Annotated in this window: 22 protein-coding genes and 1 pseudogene; 4 read left to right on the top strand and 19 right to left on the bottom strand. The window is 59.3% G+C overall.

Features of this window, described 5'->3' with window-relative positions:
* Positions 1-19: 19 nt before the first annotated feature.
* Complete coding sequence (locus tag L6637_RS25915; RefSeq protein WP_128930079.1) at positions 20-1,750, top strand: thiamine pyrophosphate-binding protein; 1,731 nt, start codon at positions 20-22, stop codon at positions 1,748-1,750.
* Positions 1,751-1,838: 88 nt separating this feature from the next.
* Positions 1,839-2,924 (top strand): TRAP transporter substrate-binding protein, encoded by a 1,086-nt coding sequence (locus L6637_RS25910; RefSeq protein ID WP_128930203.1) that lies wholly within the window; start codon positions 1,839-1,841, stop codon positions 2,922-2,924.
* 732 nt (positions 2,925-3,656) lie between these two features.
* On the opposite strand, the gene L6637_RS25905 is transcribed toward L6637_RS25910, so the two are convergent.
* The 17 genes and pseudogenes from L6637_RS25905 to L6637_RS25825 all read right to left on the bottom strand — a co-directional run bounded on the left by L6637_RS25905 (position 3,657) and on the right by L6637_RS25825 (position 20,121).
* A complete protein-coding gene (locus L6637_RS25905; RefSeq protein ID WP_128930077.1) occupies positions 3,657-4,142 on the bottom strand; it encodes an SEL1-like repeat protein in 486 nt (161 codons plus the stop codon).
* A 45-nt stretch (positions 4,143-4,187) separates the two neighbouring features.
* Positions 4,188-4,787 carry a prepilin peptidase gene (locus L6637_RS25900; protein ID WP_128930076.1) on the bottom strand — a complete coding sequence of 200 codons (600 nt, stop codon included), beginning with the start codon at positions 4,785-4,787 and terminating at the stop codon, positions 4,188-4,190.
* A 16-nt stretch (positions 4,788-4,803) separates the two neighbouring features.
* On the bottom strand, positions 4,804-7,101 hold the full coding sequence (gspD, locus tag L6637_RS25895; RefSeq protein WP_128955149.1) for a type II secretion system secretin GspD: 2,298 nt from the start codon (positions 7,099-7,101) through the stop codon (positions 4,804-4,806).
* 279 nt (positions 7,102-7,380) lie between these two features.
* Entirely contained in the window at positions 7,381-8,031 is a 651-nt protein-coding gene (locus L6637_RS25890; protein WP_128930074.1) for a DUF1007 family protein, read from the bottom strand.
* A gap of 82 nt (positions 8,032-8,113) precedes the next feature.
* Entirely contained in the window at positions 8,114-9,391 is a 1,278-nt protein-coding gene (locus L6637_RS25885) for an MBL fold metallo-hydrolase (RefSeq protein ID WP_128955148.1), read from the bottom strand.
* A 460-nt stretch (positions 9,392-9,851) separates the two neighbouring features.
* Positions 9,852-10,451 carry a hypothetical protein gene (locus tag L6637_RS25880; protein WP_128930072.1) on the bottom strand — a complete coding sequence of 200 codons (600 nt, stop codon included), beginning with the start codon at positions 10,449-10,451 and terminating at the stop codon, positions 9,852-9,854.
* Positions 10,448-11,005 carry a type II secretion system protein GspM gene (gene gspM / locus L6637_RS25875; RefSeq protein ID WP_128930071.1) on the bottom strand — a complete coding sequence of 186 codons (558 nt, stop codon included), beginning with the start codon at positions 11,003-11,005 and terminating at the stop codon, positions 10,448-10,450. The genes L6637_RS25880 and gspM overlap by 4 nt, the downstream gene beginning before the upstream one ends.
* Complete coding sequence (locus L6637_RS25870) at positions 10,983-12,056, bottom strand: PilN domain-containing protein (protein ID WP_128930070.1); 1,074 nt, start codon at positions 12,054-12,056, stop codon at positions 10,983-10,985. Before L6637_RS25870 ends, gspM begins: the two co-directional genes overlap by 23 nt.
* Entirely contained in the window at positions 12,053-12,916 is an 864-nt protein-coding gene (locus L6637_RS25865; RefSeq protein ID WP_164933593.1) for a type II secretion system minor pseudopilin, read from the bottom strand. The genes L6637_RS25870 and L6637_RS25865 overlap by 4 nt, the downstream gene beginning before the upstream one ends.
* An 82-nt stretch (positions 12,917-12,998) precedes the next feature.
* On the bottom strand, positions 12,999-13,733 hold the full coding sequence (locus L6637_RS25860; protein WP_128930068.1) for a general secretion pathway protein GspJ: 735 nt from the start codon (positions 13,731-13,733) through the stop codon (positions 12,999-13,001).
* Positions 13,730-14,128 (bottom strand): general secretion pathway protein GspI, encoded by a 399-nt coding sequence (locus tag L6637_RS25855; RefSeq protein ID WP_128930067.1) that lies wholly within the window; start codon positions 14,126-14,128, stop codon positions 13,730-13,732. Before L6637_RS25855 ends, L6637_RS25860 begins: the two co-directional genes overlap by 4 nt.
* Positions 14,106-14,570 (bottom strand): GspH/FimT family pseudopilin, encoded by a 465-nt coding sequence (locus L6637_RS25850; protein ID WP_128930066.1) that lies wholly within the window; start codon positions 14,568-14,570, stop codon positions 14,106-14,108. Before L6637_RS25850 ends, L6637_RS25855 begins: the two co-directional genes overlap by 23 nt.
* On the bottom strand, positions 14,560-15,030 hold the full coding sequence (gspG, locus tag L6637_RS25845) for a type II secretion system major pseudopilin GspG (protein ID WP_128930065.1): 471 nt from the start codon (positions 15,028-15,030) through the stop codon (positions 14,560-14,562). The genes L6637_RS25850 and gspG overlap by 11 nt, the downstream gene beginning before the upstream one ends.
* Before the next feature lie 20 nt (positions 15,031-15,050).
* Positions 15,051-16,265, bottom strand: a complete 1,215-nt coding sequence (locus tag L6637_RS25840) for a type II secretion system F family protein (protein WP_128955146.1) — start codon at positions 16,263-16,265, stop codon at positions 15,051-15,053.
* Positions 16,266-16,269: 4 nt separating this feature from the next.
* Complete coding sequence (locus L6637_RS25835) at positions 16,270-17,937, bottom strand: GspE/PulE family protein (RefSeq protein ID WP_128930063.1); 1,668 nt, start codon at positions 17,935-17,937, stop codon at positions 16,270-16,272.
* Positions 17,927-18,904, bottom strand: a complete 978-nt coding sequence (locus L6637_RS25830; RefSeq protein ID WP_128930062.1) for a LysR substrate-binding domain-containing protein — start codon at positions 18,902-18,904, stop codon at positions 17,927-17,929. The genes L6637_RS25835 and L6637_RS25830 overlap by 11 nt, the downstream gene beginning before the upstream one ends.
* A gap of 232 nt (positions 18,905-19,136) precedes the next feature.
* Positions 19,137-20,121: pseudogene (locus L6637_RS25825) on the bottom strand (pyruvate kinase).
* Positions 20,122-20,563: 442 nt separating this feature from the next.
* Between L6637_RS25825 and L6637_RS25820 the strand changes: the two are divergent.
* Entirely contained in the window at positions 20,564-21,469 is a 906-nt protein-coding gene (locus L6637_RS25820) for a LysR family transcriptional regulator (RefSeq protein ID WP_128955145.1), read from the top strand.
* A 443-nt stretch (positions 21,470-21,912) separates the two neighbouring features.
* Here L6637_RS25820 and L6637_RS25815 read toward each other — a convergent pair whose 3' ends face one another.
* Positions 21,913-22,167, bottom strand: a complete 255-nt coding sequence (locus L6637_RS25815) for a type 2 periplasmic-binding domain-containing protein (protein ID WP_232995554.1) — start codon at positions 22,165-22,167, stop codon at positions 21,913-21,915.
* Between the two features lie 608 nt (positions 22,168-22,775).
* Positions 22,776-23,693, bottom strand: a complete 918-nt coding sequence (locus tag L6637_RS25810) for a LysR family transcriptional regulator (RefSeq protein WP_128930059.1) — start codon at positions 23,691-23,693, stop codon at positions 22,776-22,778.
* A gap of 153 nt (positions 23,694-23,846) precedes the next feature.
* Here L6637_RS25810 and L6637_RS25805 point away from each other — a divergent pair, with 153 nt between their 5' ends.
* Complete coding sequence (locus tag L6637_RS25805) at positions 23,847-25,139, top strand: MFS transporter (RefSeq protein WP_128930058.1); 1,293 nt, start codon at positions 23,847-23,849, stop codon at positions 25,137-25,139.
* Positions 25,140-25,153: the final 14 nt, after the last annotated feature.

The raw sequence follows: 25,153 nt of genomic DNA, 5'->3' as shown, positions 1-25,153 counted from the left end.
TCTTTTGCAATAATACGGTATGACATACTTTATTGACGTTGCAGGTCGACGAACCCGCGCGGGGAGGACTAGAATGACAAACAACGTGGCCACCGACATCACCGCTGCGCTAAAGCATGCCGGTGTCGAGAACTTCTTCCTCCTCACCGGCGGCGACCAGCCGTTGTGGATCGCGCTTCGCGATGCCGGAATTCGAATGGTGGTCGCACGCAGCGAGGCCAGCGCGGTCTACATGGCGGACGGTTATGCCCGCGCCAGCGGCCGCGTCGCGCCGGCCTATGGGCAGGCCGGGCCCGGCGCCGCCAACGTCGCGGCCGCACTGGCAGATGCCGTCTGGGCCCAATCGCCGGTATTCGCGCTGACAGGAGCGACCGCGACGCAAGCCCTGCACATGAACGAGTATCAGGACCTCGACCAACATGTCATTTTCCAGCCCGTCACGAAGTGGAACGGTGCCGTCGCCGCTCCTGAGATGACTGGGAGTCTCGTCTCGCAGGCGCTTCACATCGCGGCGACACCGACATGCGGACCCACCCATCTCGACGTGCCGAAGAATTTCTTCGCGCTGCCCGGGGACCCGCAAACCGCGAACCGGCTAGAACGTTCCTACTCAAATGCCGCCAGCAAGGTGCGTGCGCTCGGCACCGAGGTTGCTACGGCGCTCGACCTCCTCAAGCGCGCGGAGCGCCCGGTTCTGTTTGTCGGCGAGGGCGTGCGGCTTGCCGGCGCGTGGGCCGAACTGGCACTGCTGTCGGACCTTGCGGGCATCCCGATCGTCGCCACGGCTGGCGGCAAGCCGGCCATTCTGACGTCACACCCGAATTTCTGCGGCATCGTCGGACGCTATTCCTCGGTGAGCGCCAACAAGCTCGTGGCAGAGGCCGATTGCGCCCTCGCTCTCGGGACCCGATTGGGCGGACTGGCAACCAACGGCTACACTTTGCCGAGCCGCAAGGCGACCGTGATCCAGATCGACCATGATCCGGCTTCCCTCATTAACACCTACGCGCCACGCCTCGGTGTCCGCGCCGACATCAAGATCTTCCTCACCGACCTACTTGACCTCGTTAAACAGCAGAATTTGCGGACATCGTCCGCCTGGCTGGACCGCTGCCGCCGCGATACTGATAAATGGACAGCTAATCACCGCGAACAACTCGCTGCGTCAGGTGGCAACACGGCCCTCTCCCCGCTTTCGGTGCTCGACGAGCTCTCCCGCTATGGCAGCGAGATCACGCTGGTCGCAGACACAGGTTACATGGCTGCCTGGACCGGCGTGCTGTTCCCGACGCTGCGTTACGACGCCTTCTTCCGCGCAGTCGGATCGCTCGGCTGGGCGCTCCCCGCCTCGCTCGGCGTCCAGATCGCGCGATCGGAGAAGGTGGTATGCATTACCGGCGACGGCGGCGCCGGCTATCACCTGGCTGATGTCGAGACGGCGGTTCGCTACAGGCTGCCGGTCGTGATCATCGTCATGAACAACAGCGCGCTCGCCTTCGAATATCACGAGAAATATCGCTGGAAGGGAAATGTGGTTGCGGAAGCGAACGATTTCGGGCGCGTCGACTTCGCCGCGGCCGGAATCGCGCTGGGTGCAAGGGGCGCACGCGCCACCAATCGCGAGGAATTTGTGGCAGCCATGGCGGTCGCAATGAAGGCATCCAATCCGTTCGTGATCGACGTCGTCATCGACAAGGAAGCCTTTCCGCCCGTCACCAATTTCGATGCCGTGATGGAACGGAAGCTCTAGATTGGCGGACGGCGCGCCGGAGGAGCGGGCACGCCGTCAGCGATCCAACCTACGACAATCAACAATCATAAAGAACCAGGGTGGAACCATGAAGACCCGTCGAGCTATTGTTGGAGTTGCCGCGGTCGGCCTGTTGCCGCTGACCGCCCCCTCTGTCGTCCGAGCGCAAAAGGCCACGATCCGCTGGCGCCTGGCGTCCAGCTATCCCAAGAACCTCGACACCATTCACGGTATCGCCGTTCGCCTTGCCAAGCACGTCGAGGAGATGACGGATGGCGGCTTCCAGATTCAGGTGTTCGGCCCCGGGGAAATCGTGCCAGGCCTGCAGGTACTCGATGCCGTGCAGAGCGAAACGGTCGAGATAGGACACACGGCATCGATCTACTACAGCGGCAAGAACAAGGCGTTTGCGATCGACACCGGGCTGCCGTTCGGAATGACGCCACGCCAGCATCTGTCGTGGATGTATCGCGGCGGCGGGCTCGAACTGTTCAGGGAGTTCTTCAAGTCCTACGGCGTCGTGAACTTTCCCGGCGGCAGCACGGGCGTGCAGATGGGCGGTTGGTTTCGCCGCGAGGTCAATACGCTCAATGATCTGAAGGGCCTCAAGATGCGCATCCCCGGCATTGCGGGCGACGTGGTCGCACGCCTCGGCGTCGTTCCTCAGAACATTGCCGGCGGCGACACCTATGCTGCACTAGAAAGAGGCACGATTGACGCGGTCGAATGGGTCGGCCCCTACGATGACGAGAAGCTGGGCTTCAACAAAGTCGCAAAATATTACTATTACCCGGGCTGGTGGGATTGCACGGGGCAGTTGGCCTTCTATGTAGGAGCGAAGGCTTGGTCGGCCTTGCCTGCTCATTATCAGCGGGCATTCGAGGTGGCCGCCGCGGAGGCCTCCTGGGACATGCTGTCGCATTACGACGCCAGCAACATGGCGCCGCTGCGTCGGCTGATCGCAAACGGCACCGAGCTCAGGCCATTCTCGCGCGAGATCATGGAGGGCGGCTATCGCGCGGCATTCTCGCTCTACGCCGAAGAGACGGAGAAGAATGCCGAGTTTCGCAAGATCTACAGCGAATGGCTGAAGTTTCGTGAGGACATCGTGACCTGGTTCAGGGTCGCAGAAGCGAGCTTCGAATCCAATCTGTATAGCTTGTACAAGACGTGACCGGATCGGTCTCTAGGGCTCGGGGGCCCGCGCTTCGCATCGGCAACTCAGGCGACTTCCAGCAGCCGCGTTCAAACGATGCCCAAGAAGTTTCGTGCTGGCTATCCTTCTTGGACTGGCTGCGGCCGAATATGGATCGTGAGGGTCTTACCGCGCACGCTCCGTCATCCCCTCGAACTGTGTGCGGTAACACAACTCTGGGCCCTGACGCGATATATATAGTGCTACGCCGCAGAGTTCTTACTCGGCAACGACGCCCAGTAACGAATTCAGCACGAACACAGGACAGCCCGAGCCGGCGCATGCGGAGTAGGTTGGTGCCGCCGGAAGGCGATGCAATCATGTTGGACGGATTGGGACCGCCAAAACCGCTCGGCGCCGGGGCGGCAACTCCGGCAGACCTTGTCACCCGCCCATGGGACTGACTTTCCGCATTTTATAGCCAAATTGCCGGGCTGGCTCCACGTGAATACGCAAGCAAGGCGTAACTTAAGAAGGCACGGCAATGATCTGCTCGCTGTGAATTTCGCTATTCCGAGCGAAGGAATTGAGCAGAAGGCGCGCAAGACCGGTGGCTCGTGCGCCGAACCCGAGCAGATCAGAACCGACGTCGACCGCCACGCCGCCGAACCGAGAGTCTACAGATGCATCCTAGCTGCGCCGCGAAAAGCGACGGCTAGCACCATTCGCACATGATCGAAGAAGGCCTGGTCGGAACCTCGAAAAGTGGGATTAAGGTGCCGTTCCGGGCCGCCATTGAATGGCTAGCCATTGAGCTTGGCTGAGTTGTGCAGGCGTGAGATTATTGGCTACCGCGTCTCTTGTTCGAAGGTAATACGGGCGCCGTAGCTGAGGAGCGTGGGCGGCAGCCAAATTCAGCCACATGTACGCAAGAACGCCATCCTGCGCAACGCCATGCCCCTTATCGTAGGAGAGGCCGAACAAATATTGGCCTGTCGGATCACCGCATGCGGCTGCCGTGTGGTAATACGCCGCGGCTATCTCGTAGGACTGCGGGACATTGAAGCCATGTTCGTGCCTGAAGCCCAAGACAGCTGCGGCTCGAGCGGACCGGCATGCTTCAATCGCACCGCCCGCCGCCGAAACATGTCGCCGCGCGAATGAGCGCCCGTTTTCGGAGAGTTCGGCGCCGAACACGTTGCCGATAGTCCACAGTGTGAGGAACAAAGTTCCGATCAGGGGGCGTGCATTCTTCATAGATGTTCCCGAGTCGATTTGCAATCTGCAACGATCATTCGAACCTCACCAGACCTTCCATATCAGCCATGTGACCCAAATGGCTGGCGCGAAGAACAGACCGAACGGCAGCCGGGTGATGGCTTGGATGCTGTCGCGACGGAGAAGCGCCGCAATTCCGCAGGCGATTAAAGCTGATCCGGCCGCGACCTCGATTGCGATTGGAATCAGATTCCAATCGAGCCAGACTCCAGCAACGCCGGCGAGTTTGACGTCCCCCAACCCGATGCCGTCGCGCAGACGGACGGACCTGTAGGCGATGCGCAATAGCCAGAACATCGCGGCTAATGCCGCTCCGCGCGATGCTGCCGTCGCGAGCGTCGGCACCATCCAGTCTGGAGGTTGCACGAACACGTTTGCCAATCCGAGTACAAGCGCCAGGATGGTCAGTTCGTCTGGTATTACGAAGAGTCGCGCATCTATAACGGCGATTGCGATGGCAACGGCGGAGAATGCCGCCCCGAGGAGGCCTGCGGAGCTCGGATCCGCTGCGACGCTCGTCGCCATGCAGACGGCGCAGAGGACGAATGCCGCCGTGACCGTGACGTGGGTCGGTGCTCGGAACGTGAGAAACTTTTGCGAGCAACGCGAGAGGCGTTCCGGCATTTTCCTCGTTGCTCCTTCATTGAAGTAGTGGCGGTTGTCTTCCCTTGGAAGGAAGGGACTCGACCGTTCCGCGCAGCTTTGCCCGAAACTCCTCGGCGACGTAGTGGGCGGCAATGCTGTCCCGAATGACTTGCGGACGGATGAAGATAATGAGCTCGGTCCGGGTCGTCGTCTTGTTCTGGTGCGACAGGAGGTCGCCAATTTTCGGTATCTCGTCGAGAACCGGAATCCCACCACGATCGACTTCAGTGTTTTCCTGAATGAGGCCTGCCAAGAGTACGGTTTGCCCGTTCGGCACGGCGACAGAGCTCTTCACTTTGCGTTGCGAGACGGTCGGCGTGAGCGAGTTCGCGGTCGCGTTCGTCGCCTGACTGATTTCTTGCTCGATATCGAGGCGCACGTTGCCGTCGGGACTAACCCGAGGAATGACGCGCAAGATAATGCCGGTGTTGCGATAGTCGATTGAGTTGATGATCGTGTTGTTGGTGCCGGTCGCCGAATTGAGAACGTTGCCGGTGCCGGTCGATACCGGGATCTCGTTCCCAACGAGTAGTGTGCCGACCTGATTGTCGATCACAACCAGCGAAGGGTTCGATAATATCTTGACATCTGTCACCGCGTGCAGCGCATCTATGATCATGTTGGGCTGCGCCTCAGGGCCGACGAGGAAATTAAAGCCTGGGAAGGCGCGGTTAAGGAAAGCGGATGCGACGCCATTGAGGACGCTCGACTGCTGTCCTGGGGGGGAGCTTGGGACGTTCAGGGCGGAGCCTCGATCGGGAGCCATACCGAGGTTTTTGCTTTGGATGAAAAATTGAACCCCGTAGCTCAGATTGTTGTTGAGCGTAACTTCAGCGATGGTCGCATCGATCGCGACTTGAGCCTGCGGTTGGTCGAGCTGGCGTATGGTCTGTTCGACGGTCCGGTAATTCTGAGCGTTCGCATAGATAAGCAGGGAGTTCGTGGAAACGTCGGCTGCGATGCGAATCCCCTCCATCACGGGCCTGCCGCTAAGGCCAGCGCTCTGTAGCTCCGAGCCGCCAGTGTCGTTCCCTGTTCGCGATCCGCCCCCGAGTGCGCCTCCGCCGAAATCAGTATTGCCTTTTGTGCTTGTGGAGGAGCTGGAAGTCGTTGAGATGGCTGGTAGTCGGTCGGCATTGGACGATGTCCTCACCAAACCGCTCCCAGGCGCGACCTGTCCCGCCGCGCTGTCGGTTGCATTTGAGCTGCCTCCGCCGAAGATTTCGCCGAGCACTTTCGCGAGCTGCCGGGCGTCGCCGTACTTGACCCGGCGGACATGTACAACAACACGGGCAGGATCTGATGCGTCGAGTCGGCCAATCCAAGTCTGGACCGTTCGCAGGAGCTGCGGCTTGGAGGTTACCGCCAAAATCGCGTTGCGGCGCTCCATTACCTGAAACTTGACAAGATCGTGCCCAACGTCGCCTTCCTTTGAATTCAAGATTTTTTCGAGTTCTGTCAGGACAGGCTCAGGAGCGCTGTTCTGGAGTGGAAAGATACCGACTGACTGCCCCCGCATCCAATCAACGTCGAAACCAACAGCCGTATCGACGACCGTGCGACGCTCGGGCCCTGTGCCCTGAACCAGCAGCATGTTGCGAGCCTTATCCACGCGAACCGCACCGGGCTTCGTAGCAAAACTATCCAGGAGCTGCATCAGCGTCCCGGCCGATATGTATTGAAGCGGCACGACAGAGACGCCAAATCCCGGCTCCACGTTTGCAGGCTGCGAATCAAGACTGCCGGCTGCGAGTGCCTCTGTCTGTGGGACAATTCGATAAGCGGCGCCGTCGCGGACGAGCGCGACTCCTGCCAATCGGAGCGCACTCTCGAACACGAACAGCAAGTCCTGCTTCGGAACCGGCCTTCCCGACGCAATATTGATATTGCCCTGAGCACGCGGGTCGATTGTGTAGCTCGTCTTCAGGATGTCGCCGAGTACAGTTTTTGCAACCGACGCAATCGTGGCGTTTTCGAAATTCAGTTCATACCCGGGACCGGTGCCGGTACTCGTCGCCGGGGCCACGATTGCCTGCATAGAAGAGACCGGCTCGGCCGAAAAGAGTTGGGCGCGACCTGGCCGGACAGTGCCTTGCAGATCGGCTTCTGCGGTGCGTTCCGGAAATCGGGGAAGCAGATCCTGATTACGAACCTCATCCATTACGTCAGGTTTGGTGTGAGTGTCCTGCCACGTGAGTGGCGCGCCGCATCCCGTCAGAGCCCCCGCGGCAACTAGGGCAATTGTCTTCTTCAGCTTCGCGCCACATCGCAAACGGTGCAGGCGTGTCAACATAGCGCGTAGCCTCTCACTCTCTCGCGTCTTCATTACAAATGCGAGCAGATCGTCGAGCGCGTGAACCGCGCGGCGCCCAATCTTCTCAATGATTGACGTTACTCCTTATGTTGTTGTCGCAACGGCTAAGCCGCATGCAACAATATCGCTGCACCGACACTTTCGTTTCGCCCGTGACAATTCTGCAAAGCAATGTCTCCGCGCGCGAAATCGCTCATAAGACAGCTTGTTCAGCGTCGAGCGGCGACTTCATTCGGTTGAGCAAGGCTGTAATTGCCTCTAACTTAGACATCGCACCGAAACCTTGTTTGAGTATTGCGCATCCCAACCGACCGGTTGAACGTTGGGATTGAGATAAGCATCGCCGAGAAGTTCCCGTTGAGCGGCGGCATCGCCTGGCCGTGCGACGACGAGCGCGCAGTCTTTGGGTGCCTTCGTCATGATGACGGCGTCTCCTTCTTGGAAATCGAACTCGATCTCGTCTGTTTCATCGAAGAGCTCGAGCGTGAAATTGCTGTTGCTCACGGGCTGCTTGAAGTTGAGAGCCATATGCAATGTTAGCACCGATCCATCCCACTCGAGCCATGAATCGGATGCGCCATCGAATGGCTGCTTGGTGCCATTGACGCGCGCGAACGTATAGAAGTCAGACGCGCGCAGCGAATTAACCGTCGCCCTGGCCAGCGGATCAAGCTGGTCACGCCCGAGGTGTGGGGCGCTTTCGTTGAGGCCGCTACTTCGCAATGCCGTCACCGACGTTTCCCTATCGTAGGTCCAAGATACGCGGACGCCGCTGATAGAGCCATTTCCATCAAAGATAACCGCATCATGCATGTGAACCAATATATCCGGATGAGCGTCGACGTGCCTTGCGTGGATGCACACACACAGCGTTGCGACGATTACGAACCAAATCAGAGAGCGTTTCATTGCATCATTTCAGTTGCATCCGGCGCGCGGATCGTGGAAGGGCGCGACGGCTCCTCTTTTCGAGCAGCCGTCGGCGCGGTGGTCACGGCTTCCCGTGGTCGTCGTGGTGGTCGTCTGGATCAGAACCGCAATAATGCTTGATGGCGGGCAGCTTCTTTGGATTGTCCCAGCGCGGGTCCCGAATGTCGTAGACGATGGGCTTTGCGTAATCTTCGGGATCAACGAGCCATCGTGTGTCTGGCCATTGATCGAGTGTCAGGCCGAGGCGCTTAATTTGATCCAGGTATCCGCCGTAAACGGCGGGCGAGATGGATTCCTTGAAGGTCGACCCGGTGGTCAGATGCAACGGAATGAAGATCTTCGGGTTCAGCGCTTGAATATACGCGAAGGGATCACGATAAGAATTGTTATCGAAATTGGCTGTCGCAATCGTACCGGCATCCACATCGGTGGCCGGTAAACTCTTCAGGATGTTCGTGATACGCTGGCCGTCAGCTGGCGTGCCGTTGGGCCACCCGCTTCCCAATCCTTCTTTGAGTGCTCCCGACGAGTTATACCAAGCAAAGGTGAAGTGACGACCTTCGCGCAACACAAAATCGAAAAACAGCGGAATAGGGCCACCCGGACCACCACTGCCGCTGGTAGCAATGTTGATCTGCCCAGGCAGCGTCCCACTTTTCCCGGGCGCAAGCGGCGTTCCGGCCGGAAACAGCCCCGGATCGCGCGGGTCAACCGCATAATAAACGGACGGATTAGGTGCCCGCGGCCAGGTCGGGTCGACCGGGACTGCAACCGAGTGCAAGTGTCGGAAGGCGATTACGCAGGCGTCCGGTTCCAGGAAGTCCAGTTTGACAATTTGGGTGCCGGGAACCGAACCGGTCGTCGTGACCGTGTTGCAGGAGATCGACGCCTTGTGAGGAAACGCCGTAGCCGGATTACCTTGAATCGCCGGGTCGGCCTGCTCGCGCGCGAAATCGGCTTGCAGGGCAACGCAGGTTTCCGCGGTGGCGTAGAGTTTCGCGCCGGTCATCGCAGCGATGTAGGCCGCGTTGTCCGCGTGATCGAAGTGACCATGCCCGATTAGAAGGCCTTCTGGTTTGAGAGCAACCAAATCGCCGATAACGAAGGGCGTGCGGCCCGGCGAAACTTCGAGCCGAGTGACGTAAGTGTCCAAAAGCAAAACGTGGCCGGCAATGGAAGCCGCCAGAGTTGAATTCGAGAGCCACGACAAGATGACCTTGTCGGGACTGACCCGCCCGGACTCGGGATCGACGTTCTCGTCGCCGAAAAATTTCTGACGCGCTGCGATCAAGTCGCCATTGTTTGCGTGAGCCGTGGTCGACAACGCCGAACCTGCCATGAGCGTCGCGGCCAAAGCCAAGGCACACTTGGTTGGGATTGAGTTCCTGCGTAACATATAAAGGTTCCTCTTTCGGTTGTTCAATCGTTAGAGTGAAGGTCGCCATCTCGAAAAGCCTCGCTCGTGTTTCCGAGTAGATAGGCGACAGATCGGATCGGGCCATTGATGTTTGAAAGTCCCCCGCCAGCCGCGCCAAACGAAAAGCGGTTCATAAGGCGCTTTCTCGCGATGCTAGGGACTGAATGACGGACATCAATATCTGAGGTGTGTTGTCGAGCGACACGAAGTGTTGCTTGTCAAGATGAATTGCCTCTGTGCGCTGCAACGTAGGGTCTGCGGCATTGCACGCAATGGCACGAGCGGCTACGAGATCGTCGTGTCGGTGTACCTGAAGGCGACCCATCGCAGCGCGGCACACTTGGCGGTTGCGATTGATCCGCTAACATAATCGCATTTACCCTTAACGCTTCGCAGGATGCCGTATTGAAGCGGTGCTGGCTTCCACAGGCGCCGGATCTGCGGTCGTGCCGGGCAAGGCGAGAGCCAGAACCTTGATGTTCTCGCCGTTCGAAAGCGTGGCTTCACGCGCTCCGATGTCGCGCAACGTCCATCCTGATTGAACTTCATCCTGCCGCAACTTCACCGTCTCGCCAGTCGCGCGATTCACAAAGACGGCGATGCTGTCGGCGCCCCCAGTTATCGTGCCCACGAGTTCAAATGGCGGAAGCTCAGGCTCGAGCGGCTTGGGAGCCGCGACGACAACGGGGATAGTGGGCGCGTTCGGCGGCGGCAGAGACGGAGGGCGGCGTGACGGAGAGAATAGCGGGCGCTCTTGCGTTTTATTGAGCTGCGCAAGGGGGACTTTGGCAATGGGATTATGCTCCGATCGGGTAGCCTCGAATGGCTCCTTCGCAAGCAGGTACTCCATTGTGGGCGACACTGGCGGATTCAGGCCAGTAGCCGTTGAAGTCTGACTCGCCTCGGCAGGCCGCCTCCCCGATTCGACTGCCAAGATCAGGAAGGCCAGCGCGAGAGCTTGAATCGTGAGGGGGCACTTCATTTGACACTCCGCCACCATCCGGAGACGACAATTGCGACGCGCACCTTCGTCGCGGCGTGTCTTGTCGACGACTCGGGTACCTGTATGACCAATTGATCGATGAACAGGAAGGGCGATCCCGCCTCCAGCTCGTAAAGGAGGCCTTGAAGGGCCGGCTGCTCGATCTCGAGATCGACAGAGACTCTGACGATCCCGTGTTGTGCTCCTGCGTCCTGCAGATCGACCTGCGACGATAAGATGTTGCTTCCCATCCGCGTCGCTTCTGCAGAAACGTGCTGCAGCACCACGGCGGCCGCGACTGTGACCGTGGGACCTTCGACAACTGGTGGACTCACAGCGAGCGCCCCGTCGTTCGTGCTGCGGGCCGCCCGCTGTTGTGACTGCAACCTGTCGAACATTTCGTTCGCGTTCGCCAGCGTACGATGCTGTTCCGCCAGGTCCAACGCCGTCCAGCCCGTGATCAGCAATAGAAATCCCGTCATTGCCGCGTAACAAATTGTGGCAACGAACGGAATGGCGCTGACGTAGCGTCTAATGCGGTAGGTCTGGTTCATGGATAGCGGCGAATGCGGGGTTGATTTGAGCCTCGACGTGGAATTGCTCTTTGGTTGCTCCTTCAGACCGTGTGGTTGGAGCGAAGAAGATCGCGTGTGAAAACTGGGGCGACTGCTCGATCAGGCGGATGAGCGATGCGGCGTCGCTCGTAAGGCCCGCTATCTGTAGTTTCGCGTGATCGATACGCAGCTCCGTTAGGAACGTGTTGTCTGGCAGTAGATCCGACAGCGCCTCAATCGCCATTACGGGCGAAGGAGTGTTGCGCTTCTGTTGTTCGAGCTCTCGCAAAGCGGATTCGGCAACAACATTCTGCGACGCTCTTGTGAGCACCGATATCTTTCGAGAGAGTTCTTCCCGTCTCAGGGCCAAACCGTCCGAAATGAGCGCTGAAATGCAAAGCGACGAAGTGGCAGCAAAGCCGCTTAACAGCAGAACTACCATCAGGCACGTACGAACACGACGGAAATCGGTCGGTCCGTGTATTTGTGTCTCAACGATCCTAATTGGCACGTTCGAACGTGACGTGGAGACCAGGATTGACCAAGTCCCAAGCGATCCGATAGCATCGAGCAAGGGCGTTAGCTTAGCGCGAGGCGTGGCAGCGATTGTCAGCTGAATGCGGTCGCCAGTCTCGTCAGGTGAAGCACTCCAACCATAGACCGCTTCTTGCACATCCCACGGGGTTAGTCGGTCGATTTGGGACCTCACGACACCCGCCGCATATTCGGCAGCGCGCCTCGGCAAATCCAGCGGGCGAAACAGAAATCGCGCCGGGTGAAGGACAAGTTCAAGCTGACTTCCAGTCAGAGCTAACTTCCATGCTGGAGGGATTGGGCTAGCAACCGCTCCCTCCAGGACCGCGAGCGCGTGGTCAGGCGCTTTCGCGTTTTTGGGGTCGGTCACGAGATGAAGGGTGAATTGATCCTTCTCGAATTCCACCATCCGAACCTGCGAGCGTCGGCGCAAGCCGTTCGAGAGCGATGAAACTTCGGACGCCACGGCTTGTACCCACGAAGCGAGGCCTGCCGCTATCGAATTAAACAGGATCATGGCGGGTTCGCCGTTGCCATGCCCTGACGACAGTCACCGCGCAAACTGTCATCCCAGGCAAGGATATGAAAAGGATCGTCCGGACCCTGTAGCAAGATGACCGCTTCCGCACAGCTATTCCATCCCCCTGCGCCCCCTATTTTTATGTCCAGCCGGAACGCGTCACTTGCATCGGCGGTCGCGGCGGTTTGATCTGAACCGAGCAGTCGGACTAGAGCGTCCTTACTGGGAGCCACGAGCTGCCGTTGGCCAAGAAAACCATTCAGACGATCTAGGGTCATGCCAGGCAAAGCCGCAACAAGCTCGGGCGGCGCGTCGAAGACGTTAATATCGGACCTGCCGCTGTAAACGGTCACCAGAGGCAACATTCGTTCTATGATGACCTGCGGCAGACCTTGAACTAACCATAACTCTCCTACATGTGCGAAGGGAGCGCCTCGCGGTCCATAGCCGCGGCCGGCGGCGCGGTAAAGCTGCGCTTCATTAGCGCGATCGGATGGTCTTAAGCGCTCTCGCCAACCAACAATCCGCGCAGCAAAACGCGGGGCATCCTCCTCCGATGCGCCGATCGCTATGAAGAAACTCGATAGTAGTTCGCGCGGGGCCTGATTGAGATCGAGCCGGGCCGCTTCGGAAACGAATCTGACCGATGCGTTGGCTTGGCCTAGCCGGAAGCTGAAGTGGCCATGCGTAGGTCGATCGCGCTGGTCTGCCACAGCAAGGCGTTGGGTCGCGAGATTAAGGCTGGCTGACACCAATTGATCGGCTTGCAGACGGCGCTCGATCACCGAACTCGACCAGGAAGAACTGCCTATGTAAATCGAATAGATGGACGCAAGTGTCGCGAGTGCAATCAACATCCAGAGGACCGCAATGAGGATAAAGCCCTCCCGCCCCCCAGATAAGTGTCCTTCCTGCGGATTGCAAAATATCATTGTGGCCTCAGGTCCGACGGCTCTCGAGAGAGTCCGCTGCGGGAGCCGTATCGGGACTAGTGTCGGGCTCTCCCGTGCAATCCGTGCTCTTTCCGCTGATGCATAGTGCAGGCGCGTCAACATGAATAAGCGTCGTGGTCGAGATTACCCTCGCCTCCCCAAGGGTGTGATCTTGGACCGTGAGGCGGATGGCGGCCGGCAAGTGGCCGACATTCAGCCAGTTCGCCTTCCACACGCCGCCGGGTCCCGCATAGGCGAACTCGGCCCGATAGGGCGATCGCAGCAGGACGACGGGATTACCAAAGCCAGACGGGTCAATCGCACCTTCAAACAAGACGAAGGGCCTCGAAGAGCGTATGAGGACGAGACCAGTAGGGTCCTTGATTGTTTCGATTTTAACGATCTCGAGGCCCGACTTGGCGTTGGGGCTTGTAACCGTGCGCACAAAAGTGACAGATCCTTCTGTGCCGTTGAACAGCGGCTTTTTGCTTCCGCCGTTGGCGGAAATGAACTGCGATGCCGCAAGATCGGCGGTTAAACGGTCAAGGGCGATGCCAATAAGCTCGGCGCGTTGCGCGCGCGCCAGGCCACGATCCCAGCTGGGTAGCCAATGCGTCGCGATTGTGCTTAGACAAAAAACAACAATCCCCATAAGTACGATCGCCGCGAGAGCTTCGAACAGCGTGAACCCCGCGATACTCGCGCGGTGCAAGGCTTGGGAGAGGTGATCCCGGGCTATCACTGCGACCTCCGGCCCAGACGCGCAGTTTCCAGGGCGAAGCTCGTACCTGCTGAAGATTTAACCTGGATCCGGACCCGTTTCGGCACCCATTGCTGCTTGTCGGACGCTGTCCTGAGCAAGGGCGATATATCGACGCGCCAGACAATGCCGTTGAGTTCACCCGACGTTACGCCCGTGGTTGCGTCGCCGCGCGGCGGCAATGCTGCCGCCAGAGTGCGCGCCGTCTCCACCAAGACCATGCGATCATCAATCCTCCGCGCGCCTTTTATGCTGGTCGACATGAGCGAGCCGATCGCCGCCAGCATGGCGGTGGCGATCGCGAGAGCGGCCAATGCCTCGACGATCGTAAACCCCGCGACGCTGCGGGAGGCATTACACAGCCGGAACGCGCACAATCTCGATTCCCCCCGTAAGCCAATTCACACGAACTTCGTAGACAGTATTCAGACGCGAGAGTCTAAGCGTGCCACCGCACGAGAACCCGCTCGGGAAAAAACTTATGGTCGAAAGGGCGGGTCGTCCTTCGCAATCCCGTGGCAATAGTGCGTCCAGCGTCACATCGTCCGGTACCACGAGAACGCTGCCGTTCGAACCTGATTGCAGGCGCCGGGTGCTCGCGTCGATTCTGGTCAGCACGCGCATCCCGCTCTTAACTGCCGCGTTCCGGTCGATCTTCAATAGGGACGCGATTTCGAGTGCCGATGCCTCGAGCCGCGGCCGCGACGTTCCAGGCGAAAGCCGTGGCAGAAGGATACCGACCAGCATTGCGACGATGGACAACACGCAGACCATCTCAAGCAAAGTAAATCCGTTTTGTGCTTCCGGGCTATTTCTCATTGCTGTTTGACGAGATATCGGCGGCAGAATCCGCACCGCCCTCATGCCCGTCAGCCCCGTAGGACATGATCTCAAACTTGGCGTTCCCACTGGGCGACCGGTAAACATAGGGCCTACCCCACGGGTCGTTCGGTAGGCTATTTCCATCGATGTAGGGACCGTGCCATCCGGCCATCGAAGCTGCGGGTTTTACCAGGGCGTTAAGGCCTTCCGAAGATGACGGATAGCGTCCCGTGTCGAGAAACATGAGATCGAGCGAACTGGCGAGGCTGCGGATTTGTATCTTGGCCGTCTTGACCTTGGACTCAGCGAGATAGTTCAACACGCGGGGGCCGATCAGTCCCATGATCAGCCCGATGATCGTAATGACGACCAGCATCTCGACCAAGGTGAATCCATTCTCGCCCGCTGCGAACGACCGCCGCCGCCAGGCCATTGCGCGGGATGAGATAAGCGTCATTTGCGCTCGCTGTTTTGAGATCACGATACGAGTTGAGTGATAGACAGCAGGGCCGTCATAATGGAAACGATGAGACCGCCGACAACCACGCTAATGCCGATCACGGCCGCCGGTCCGATAACGGCGACGAGCCGGTCAAGACTCCTCTGTAGCTTGGCTTCGTAGAACTCCGCGATGCGCCCGGCGAGTATTGGCAGCTGGCCGGTTTCTTCGCCAATGCGGATCATGCGGATCGCCATCATGGGCAAGACCGTTGACTGGGAAAGGGCGTCAGAAAGCTTCGCGCCGTGTCGTACTTGATCAGCCGCGGTTGTCCAGGCGGGAACATCGCCCGAAAAGGACATGATATCGACGAGGATGCGCAGGGTGGTGGTCAAAGGTACCTGACTGCCAGCAAGGATGCCGAGATTGCGGCAGAACACCGCAGTTTGGTAGGCCCGAAAAATCGAACTGGGGCCCGGCAATCGCATCAGTGTTGCGAGCAGCCGGAACCGGATCACGGGCCGGCGGAGGACGGCATAGGCTGCAAAGATGGCGGCCCCTGCGACTCCAAGAATCGCCAGACCGTTGGAGCGCGTCCATTCAGAAACGCCAAGCACCGTGACAATCAGCGAGTCCTGCTTGGCGCCGAAATCGCGCAACACAGCTCCGAACTGTGGCAGTACCACGAGAACAAAAAATGCCAGCACGCAGGATGCAGCGAGCAACACGAATGCAGGATATTGCAGCGCATCAGTAATTCTTCGGCGCAAGGCCTCCGTGCGCGCGCGCTCGCTTGCCAGCATATCGAGAAGGTGGCCGAGCTTCCCGGACGTTTCGCCGACTTGCACGAGCGCCGCATAGATAGGCGGAAAGCAACTCGGATATTTGCCGACGGCTTCAGCGAAGCTTTCGCCCGCAAGCACTGCGACGCGGAGTTTACTCACAATCGGGCGCAGGCGGCCGATGTCGTCATCTGAGCACAACAACTCCAGTGCATCGTCAAGCCTCGCGCCCGCCTTGAGCAGCAAAGAAAGATCACGTGTAAAGATGGTCACGTCTTCGGCGCGTGGTCGCCCAAGAAAACCAGCAGCGATATGAGCGACCGCAACCTTAGTGTCCTGAGCGACTGTTTCGATCGGAACGAGACCGAGATACTCGATACGCGCGAAAACTTCCTTCGCGGTGGACGCGGAGATCATACCGTTTACGAGCTCACCGCTCTGGGTCATAGCTAGATAGCGAAAGGTTTGCATCACGTTATCGTATGGTCGTTACGCGGAGAACTTCCGCGGGCGACGTGACGCCGGCTCGGCATTTCGCGAGGCCGTCTTGGATCATGGTGGTCATTCCAGATCGAACCGCTGTTCGATCAATCGACACGGCGTCGCAGTGCGCATTCATCAGCTGACGAACCTCATCGGCCACTTCAAGGACCTCGAACAGGCCAACGCGGCCGCGGTAGCCCGTTCCGCCGCAACGCTCGCATCGGCCTGCCTTGTAAACTTCATCACCAACCCGAAGGCCGATCGCGGCGTACCGCCGATCGGCCGCAAACTCCGAGTGCTCGAGCCGGCTCGTTGTTTTGCACCGGTCGCAAAGCTGCCGCACCAGCCGCTGCGCGATCACGGCACGGAGGGTTGAACTCAACAGAAACGCCTCGACGCCGAGGTCCAGCAGTCGCGGCACGGCGGCCGCAGCGGTTTCGGTGTGCAGCGTGGTCAGGACGAGGTGCCCGGTCAGGGCAGCGTGGATCGCTACTTCCGCTGTCTCGGCATCACGGATCTCGCCCACCATGATGACATCCGGATCTTGCCGCACGAAAGCGCGCAATGCCTTCGCGAAAGTCAGGCCGATAGCAGAGTTTACCTGGGACTGATTGATGCCCTTGATTTCGTATTCTACCGGATCCTCGATCGTCAGTATCTTCCGGGAGGATTCGTTGAGGAGGCCGAGCACGGTCGCAAGCGTCGTGGTTTTACCGCTGCCGGTTGGTCCGGTGACCACGATGAGACCGTGCGGGAGCGTCAGGACTGCGCGGAGCTTTGCTTCGTCGTCGGGCGCAAAGCCGAGCTTCTCGATCGCAAGGAGTCCCCGCTCCTTGGGCAGAAGCCGAATGACGGCAGACTCACCATGCTGCGTCGGCATGATAGCGACGCGCAAATCCATTTCAGCTCGCCCAAGTTGGACACGCGCGGCGCCATCTTGAGGCAATCGGCGCTCGGCTATGTTGAGACCCGCCAGGATCTTGATGCGGGAGACTATGGCCTGTGGGAGTACATGGGATGGTGAGGGGATATGGCGAAGCAGGCCATCAACCCGCATACGCACTGCCAGTTCCGTCCTGAAAGGCTCAATGTGTATGTCACTGGCGCGAAGCTCGGCGGCCTTTTCGATCAATTCGGAGACGGCACGGACGACCGGCGCGCCGCTAGCTAGGTCGCGGAGGCTTTCGATATCCTCCTCGCGGACAGCGATGGTATTATCCCTATTCGCTGCGGTGGTCTCGCCTTCGCTAAGGCGCTGAGAGAGCGCGGTATCAATGTCCTCAAACGACGCGATGGCGACCTTTACCGCGGGGCCGAGTACAATCTCCGCGGCGCTGATCGCTGCCGTGTCCGTGGGATCGAACAGGGCAATCACGGCGCGTCCATTCGCGAGCTGATACGGAAAAATCGTCATTTCCCGGAGGAAGCGAGGCGAGAAGTGTTCGACCAAGCTCGTCCCAGCCAAGAGGTCGGCTAAAGCCGCACGGTCATGTTTGAAAAAGGCTGCGACCGCGTCGGCAAACTCCTGGGCCGACAGGTCGGACGATTCGAAAAGCTGGCGCAGCGTGAGCTTTTCGGCGACAAGGCCGCCCATGCCGGCTGCGACATGCGCATCGCCCCGAAGGCGCTCTGCAAACTCAGTCACGGTTTCAGGCCTCATGAAGCGCGGGAGCCTCCTCAAGTGTGAGCTCTGTTTCACCTGGAGTCTCGGGCCATCGCTTTGTGGCAAGTGCGAATGGCCCGTCACGGAGCCGCTCGCGAATATAGCGGACGCAAAGATAATATCGGTACACACTGCTTGAGCGGACTTTGGTGACGGCAGATATATCAGCCGGCTGCCACCAGAGGGGAAGCACGTGGACTAATTGGCCATTCGCGAGCCCCTTGGCCACGTCCCAATAAGAACGCAGCATTATCCCACGGCCGGCAATCGCCCAATTGCGGATGATATCGCCATGGTTGGTGGAGAGGGCAGCGGTGACGTTGATGGTGCGCATCCCGATGGGACCATGCAAAGTCCAGCGCTCGAACACCTCGTCACGTTCGCGCATGACCAGGCACGAATGTCCAGCGAGATCGCCGAGTTCCTCCGGCATGCCGCGTCGATTGAGATAGCTGGGAGCCGCGCAGAGAATGCGTCTTCCCTGCGCAATAGGATGCACGAGCAAGTGAGGCTCGCGTACCCTGCCGACCCGAATGTCAATGTCGACATTCTCCTCAACCAGATCCACGCTCCGATCGACGATTTCCAGCCGAATATCCAATTCCGGGTGTAGGAGCGCCAACTCCGATACAAGTGGTGCGACATGATTGCAGCCAATACCCGAGCTTGCCGTAATTCGTACGCTGCCGCGGGCGACGGAATCGGTCTCAGGACCGTCAGCTACAAAATCCGCATAGGCATCGAGAACGCGCTGCGCTTTGGACAGCAACACTTCCCCATCGCTGCTGAGCACCGCTTGTCGAGCGGTACGCAGGAACAACACGCGTCCGAGTGCCCGCTCAAGTAGCGCGACGCGCTTGCTGACGTAGGCAGGCGACGCACCTAACTCTGTCGCCGCCGCAGCAAAACTTCCCCGCCGCGCCGCAACGATAAACACCTCAAGATCTTGTGCTAATGGTTTCACCCCGACGTTTCCCGATTGCAAAACGGAACTTATTCGCCCGCTAATCTATAATCTTAAGGTCACTGGCTCGCTGACCTCAATGCTCATTATAATATACAAACGATTAGAATAATTTCTTGCGAGGACGTGATCTGCTGGGCAGTTGCGCAAGGTTGGGCCGGCAAACGGCATAGGCCGCGCTGCGACGTCAGCTGGTTAGAGGAAGGGGGCGGCCAGGATGGCGGCGAAGCGCTTAAGCAATCGTCACCACGCGTAAATTATTGGTTGTGCCGGCATCGCCGAAACGTATGCCGGCCACGGCGACGATGACATCGGCATTCTCCGCAAAAGTTCACGTTGAGAGCGGTTTGCGTCGCGCGTTCGACCATCTCCTCGTAGGAGCTTATGTTGGGGGACTTCATGCCGTGGGCGCCCCCACAACAGGCATAGTTGGCGCGAGACCCGTTCCTCCGGTGTGATCGCGAGGATCAGTACCTTGGGACGTTTGCGCGCGATGCGCGTTGCAGTCGTACCGCTCGAGGTGAAGGCGAGGATCGCTGAGGCTCCGATCATCGTTGCGAGATCCGCAGCCGCCGCGGTCGGGGCGGTCTGCTCCTCGTCCGGCTCCGACGCATTGACGATCGAACGATACATTTTATGTCGCTCGGTGCTTTCGATTATGCGGCTCATGTTGGTGGCGGCCTCGCACGGATATTGCGCGGTCGCAGATTCCGCGGACAGCATGATCGCGTCGGCTCCGCCATAGATCGCTGTGGCCGCATCCGAAGTGTCGGCGCGTGTCGGCGTCGGCGCAGCAACCATTGAGCGTCGAGGCGGCACGATCGGATCAATTCCTTTTGTCGGCCGGGAACCTCCGCATGCGGAATTGCGACGCCAAGATCAACGCGCGCGATCACTATCCCATCGGAGAGGCGCACGATGTCATCGATATGCCCGGACGCCGACCGACGGAACAAAGCGAACGGCGTCACCGGCACTGAGGGAAAATCTGCCATTCCTTATGGTACCAACCCGGATCTTTGGCCCCTGCAAGTCCTGAAGAATACCAATAGGGCGGCTGAATCTTCGTTCGAGTTGACGAATTGCGCCATGACGCCTTGCGTGATCTGCCTGTAAGTCGGAACGTATCCGCCCGCCTGGCCCAATGCCGCGAGCATCTCTGGCGAACGGCTGGCGGGTCCGACGGTCGCAATAATCTTGGCTCGCCGACGATGCATGTTTTACCTCGCGAAATTGCGGGGCCGCCCATCAAACAGCCCTGACATTGCCGACGTTCGTGCGTATCGAATCGATGCGAATGAGAGCGCCGACGCGATCAAGAAGGCCGTTGCTATCGCGGGCCGCGAGGCAAGAGCGGATCGAAGTGTGCCGCATGTGCCTGGCCTAGCGCGCTCGGCGCACGATCGTGCCTGGCGCACTCGGCGTCTCCGTCCCAGCCAAGTAGAGCAGCATCACTTTCGCAAACCGGACCTCCAGATCGTTCGTCAAGCCGGATGGGCTCCTGGCCCGATCGGCGTTTGATTGTTCTGCGCATCGACGGCGCTATCGAGAAAACGCTGCAATCAAGGCAGAGCGGATTCAATCTCCAATCGTTTATACAAAAGAATGACATAATAAGACCGGCGTTTTTGATGTTATCGTCGTCGTACGGAGGAACTGATGGACCTGCAACAACTGCGCTGCTTCGTAGCAACAGCCGAAGAGCTTCACTTCGGAAGAGCGGCGCAACGAATGAATATGCTTCCCTCGGCCCTGGGGCGGTTTGTTCGGCTGCTGGAGGAGGATCTCGGCACGCGGCTTCTGACGCGCACGACGCGAAACGTCGCGCTGACGGACGACGGTGTTGTCTTGCTTAAAGATGCGCGTGCGCTGCTGACGCAAGCCGATGCGCTTGCGGTCAGATTTCGGACGCGCTCGCGCAAAGGGGCAACAATCATACGCGTTGGTGCCATCGACAGTGCTGCCGCCGGACTTATTCCGAAACTTCTTAAAGACTTTCGCAAGCGTCGGCCTGATGCAACGATTCAACTGGTCGAGGATAAGACCATTCGTCTGTTGCCGCGCCTTTTGACCGGACGGCTTGATCTCGCCTTCGTGCGCCCCCCAAAAGACGCCAACAAGCGGCTGGAGTTTCTATTTCTCTTCTTTGAGACAGCCGTCGTAGCCCTTCCGCACCATCATCGACTTGCGTCGAGGAAGATGGTCAAGGTTGCGGATCTCAAGAACGAGCCACTGATCGTTCCCGAACGGCGGTCCAGGCCTCATAGCCACGATCTAACGATGAAGCTCTTTGCGGAAGCCGGGCTAGACGCCCGGATTGCTCAGATTGCGGAGGAAAAGCAAACGATCGTCAACCTGGTGTCGGCCGGTTTGGGGATCGCTATCGTACCTAGCTGGACGTCGCGCCTGGCGAGCCGCGGGGTTCGCTATGTCCGGCTCGTGGCGTCGGACATGAACAAACTTCCCCTTGCGGCTGCTTGGTCGCGCGGGACCAGGGATCCCATCCGAGACGACATATTGAAGATGCTGCGGGCCGATCTTGCAGCTTACGCAAAGGAAGCTTGAGTCGCACCCGATCGCACTACTCTCTCCCGCAGACTGCCCGCCACCTATGGCGGGCGTTTTTTTGGGAGTTAGGCAGACTGGGAAAACCACCGGGCCGGAAGGCTACATCATTTCGGGCCACTCGAGGTAGATTCGGAAGAAGCCCATGGGGTTCAAGCGGCCGCGTTATAGACACCGCGGATCTTGGTTTTGTTGTGCTTCCAAAGTTGGTGGAGCGCCGCCTCATCGCGCCATCGCTGTATATTTAGGGGCCTACTATCTTAGGCGGTTATCGGATCGACGAAACCGTGTCCTCTCTTTCCGGAGACGATCTTGCGCAGGATATACCGAAGCGGGCAATCAGCTCGGAGGCGACGCGCGTCGGCGGCCGGATCCGCAAGGCAGATAAGGCCCAGATCCCTTCTGATTTCGGCCTGACGATTGAGCCGGCGCTCAAAGTTCCGTCACGAACTCATGTCTGACCGCGCAGAACGGGAGGACGCCGGGGCAAGGCGCTGCCGGACGAGGTCTTTTAGAGGAATCATCGTGTCGATCTCCAGCACAATCGACACCGACAGATCGATGCCCGCGGCACCGGCGTCGAGAAGGCTTCGAATCGGATTTTGAGCAGAGGGAAAGAGTATAGCAAGCAGGCTCGCGGGGCTGACCGGATCGCCGGCGAACATTTCTGGCGGCCCGATTGCGAACAGCCGCTCCACTGCGAGGCGCTTGCTGATTAAGCGTGGGCTTTCTGGTTGAAGACGTGGACCAACGCGACGTCGATCGAGCGCGTCAACGTCCCTCTAGCAAGTGCGGGCGTACTCGGGCAGACGCTCCCGGTAGGCCCTGATCAGCTCCGCGCCTGCCAATGCAATGACGGACGGGGTAGCACCGATGATGACATCACTGGTGAGATGCTTTCCGTCGGCCATGACTTCCTAACCGGCAAGGTCACGCAGGATCTGAGATGCGCTCCGGTGCAAGAGAAGGCTTGCCTCGGTCATCTGCATTCCTCGACCGTCGCGGTCGAACAGAGGTGTTTGTGAAACGCAATAGTTACGGCTCGGGGGCTAGCAGCGGATCGCACCCCCGATCGGTCGTCCAACTTGGATCGCGCTGATGAACATCGAAACGCACGCGAAGTGGGCTTGCAGGATGCCTCGACAATCGACGGCTCATGAGTATTCGTGCTCCTTGCCTCCCTTTCCAGATGCGCTCAACGATGACCATCGGTACCCGACCGAACACGGTTCAAACACTTTCGGACCGGCGAGCTTGACATTTGCGCTCGCATCGGAGCTCGGCGCCTGGCTTTCTGCAAGAATCATCAGGCACCTTTGGCATAAGACCGCAACCGCTTTTCGAGGACCGTCAAAAGCGTATCGCGAATAGGATCGCGGGAACCACGCAGCCAACTTGCAGCGAGCGGAAGCCGTCCAACTGCTCCAAAGCGCTCCAGCTTGAGCGGAACAAAGCGAACGCCCGCAACAGCCATGCGAGAGGTCCAGCGGGGGACGACGGCCAGTCCCAGTCCAGCCGCAACCATGTTCACGATCGTCTGCTTTTCATCGGCGAGCTGAGCGATGCGGGGCGTCAGCCCGGCGTCCTCGAACAGCTTCATGGTCAAGTCGTGGCTGTGGGGCCGAGATCGCCGATCAGGAACGATCATCGGTTGATGAGCGATCGCCGAGAGCGACAGACATTCGTTACGTGCAAGCGCGTGCCTGCGGGGAAGGGCGACCACTGCGGTTTCCATGAGCAGAGTTTTACATTCGAGCCTTCGGTCCATCTTCTCCGGAGGACGGATGAAAACGAGATCGAGCGCTCCGGAAAGGACCTTGGGAAGCAGCCGGAACGTCTTTTCCTCCAGAAGATGAACGGTGACGTCGGGGTATTTCGCGCGGAAGTCTCGCAACAGCTGCGGCATAAGCCCGGCCGCAGCACTGTCTATGGCGCCTACCTTGAGATTCCGGGCTCCGACCGAACGCGAGCGACCGCGCAAGACGGCCTCCACGGTCGAGACCTTTGAGAGAATGATGCGCGCCTCCCGAAGAAGTAGCGCGCCGTCGTCGGTCAAAGAGACGGCTCGCGTGGTCCTTGCAAACAGCCGCGTACCAAGATCCTCTTCCAAGAGTTTGATGTGGCGGCCGAAGGCGGAAGGTAGCATCTGCAGGTGTTGGGCCGCGCGGCCAAAATGCAGCTGCTCGGCGGCGGCGACGAAACATCTCAATTGACGCAGCTCCATGAGCAGGCCCTTTTGTCGAATCCGAGCCATTATACCATTTTTTTGTACAAATAAGGGCGTATTGAGTGACGCCGTCTCTTCCTTCTAGGCTGGCCGTAGATAAAAGGCATGGCTGCCAGCCGGGGCGCCAGCCGAAAAACGAGGAGGCCCAAGGTGGTGAACGAGGTTCAGAAGCGCACGATCCGTCGAGTAGCTTACCGGATCGTGCCATTCGTGATGCTACTCTACTTCGTCGCGTTTATCGACCGAGTGAACATCGGCTTCGCAGCGCTGACGATGAACAAGGATCTTGGTTTCTCCTCCTCCGTATACGGATTTGGTGCGGGCATTTTCTTCTGGGGTTACTTCCTGTTCGAGGTGCCCTCCAACATCATTTTGGACAAGGTGGGAGCCCGACTGTGGATCGCTCGGGTCATGATCACCTGGGGCTTGATATCCGGGGCAATGGCGTTCGTCCAAGGGCAAACAAGCTTCTACGTTCTTCGCTTCTTGCTCGGCGCGGCCGAAGCTGGGTTCTTCCCAGGAATTATCCTCTATCTGTCCTATTGGTTTCCCGCGCGCCAGCGTGCCGGGATCACCGCTCTGTTCATGGCAGCGGCGCCTCTTTCAACGGTCCTCGGATCGCCCGTCTCGGCCGCTCTTCTGGAGTTGCACGGCTTGTTCGGCCTTAAGGGGTGGCAATGGCTATTTCTCCTCGAGGCGCTACCCGCCATCGTGCTTGGGTTCATCGTGCTCGGATTCATGACGGATCGGCCGGAACAGGCGAAGTGGCTTGCCGATGATGAGCGGGCCTGGCTGGTCGAGGCCATGAATGCGGAGCGGGCGGCCAAGGCAGGGTCGGCGAGCCATAGCGTCTGGCGGGGACTGACGGATCTACGCGTTCTGGCTTTGTCCCTCGTCTACTTCGGCACGTCGGCGGGACTGTACACGCTGGGGGTATGGGCGCCGCAGATCATCAAAGGCTTCGGCCTGTCGAATATGGCGGTTGGATCGCTCAATGCGATCCCGCCGACGATCGCCGTGGTGGCCATGTATCTGTGGTCAAGGCATTCGGACCGCACCAACGAACGGACGTGGCATGTAGTCATCGCTTGCCTCGTTGCGGCGGCCGGGCTCGCGCTGGCAGGCATGTCGACTGGCGTTGCTTCAGTTATCGCTGCGCTGGTGCTGGTGAACGTCGGCATCAGCGCCGCCAAGCCGCCGCTTTGGAGCATGCCGACACTGTTCCTGGCCGGTCCGGCCGCGGCGAGCGGCATCGCAACCATCAACTCCATCGGCAATCTCGGCGGCTTCGTCGGTCCGGCCATGATCGGATGGATCAAGGACCTCACCGGCAGCTTCGAGGGCGGGCTCTATTTCGTCTGCGCACTCTTGTTGTTGTCCGCCACGCTGACGTTGCTGCTCGCGCGCTCGATCGGCCGCCATCAGGCGGCCGTCGCGCACTAATCATACGGAAGAGG

The organism is Bradyrhizobium zhengyangense (assembly GCF_022012435.1).
Lineage (GTDB): Bacteria > Pseudomonadota > Alphaproteobacteria > Rhizobiales > Xanthobacteraceae > Bradyrhizobium > Bradyrhizobium zhengyangense.
This window is presented reverse-complemented; position numbering and strand designations above follow the sequence as displayed.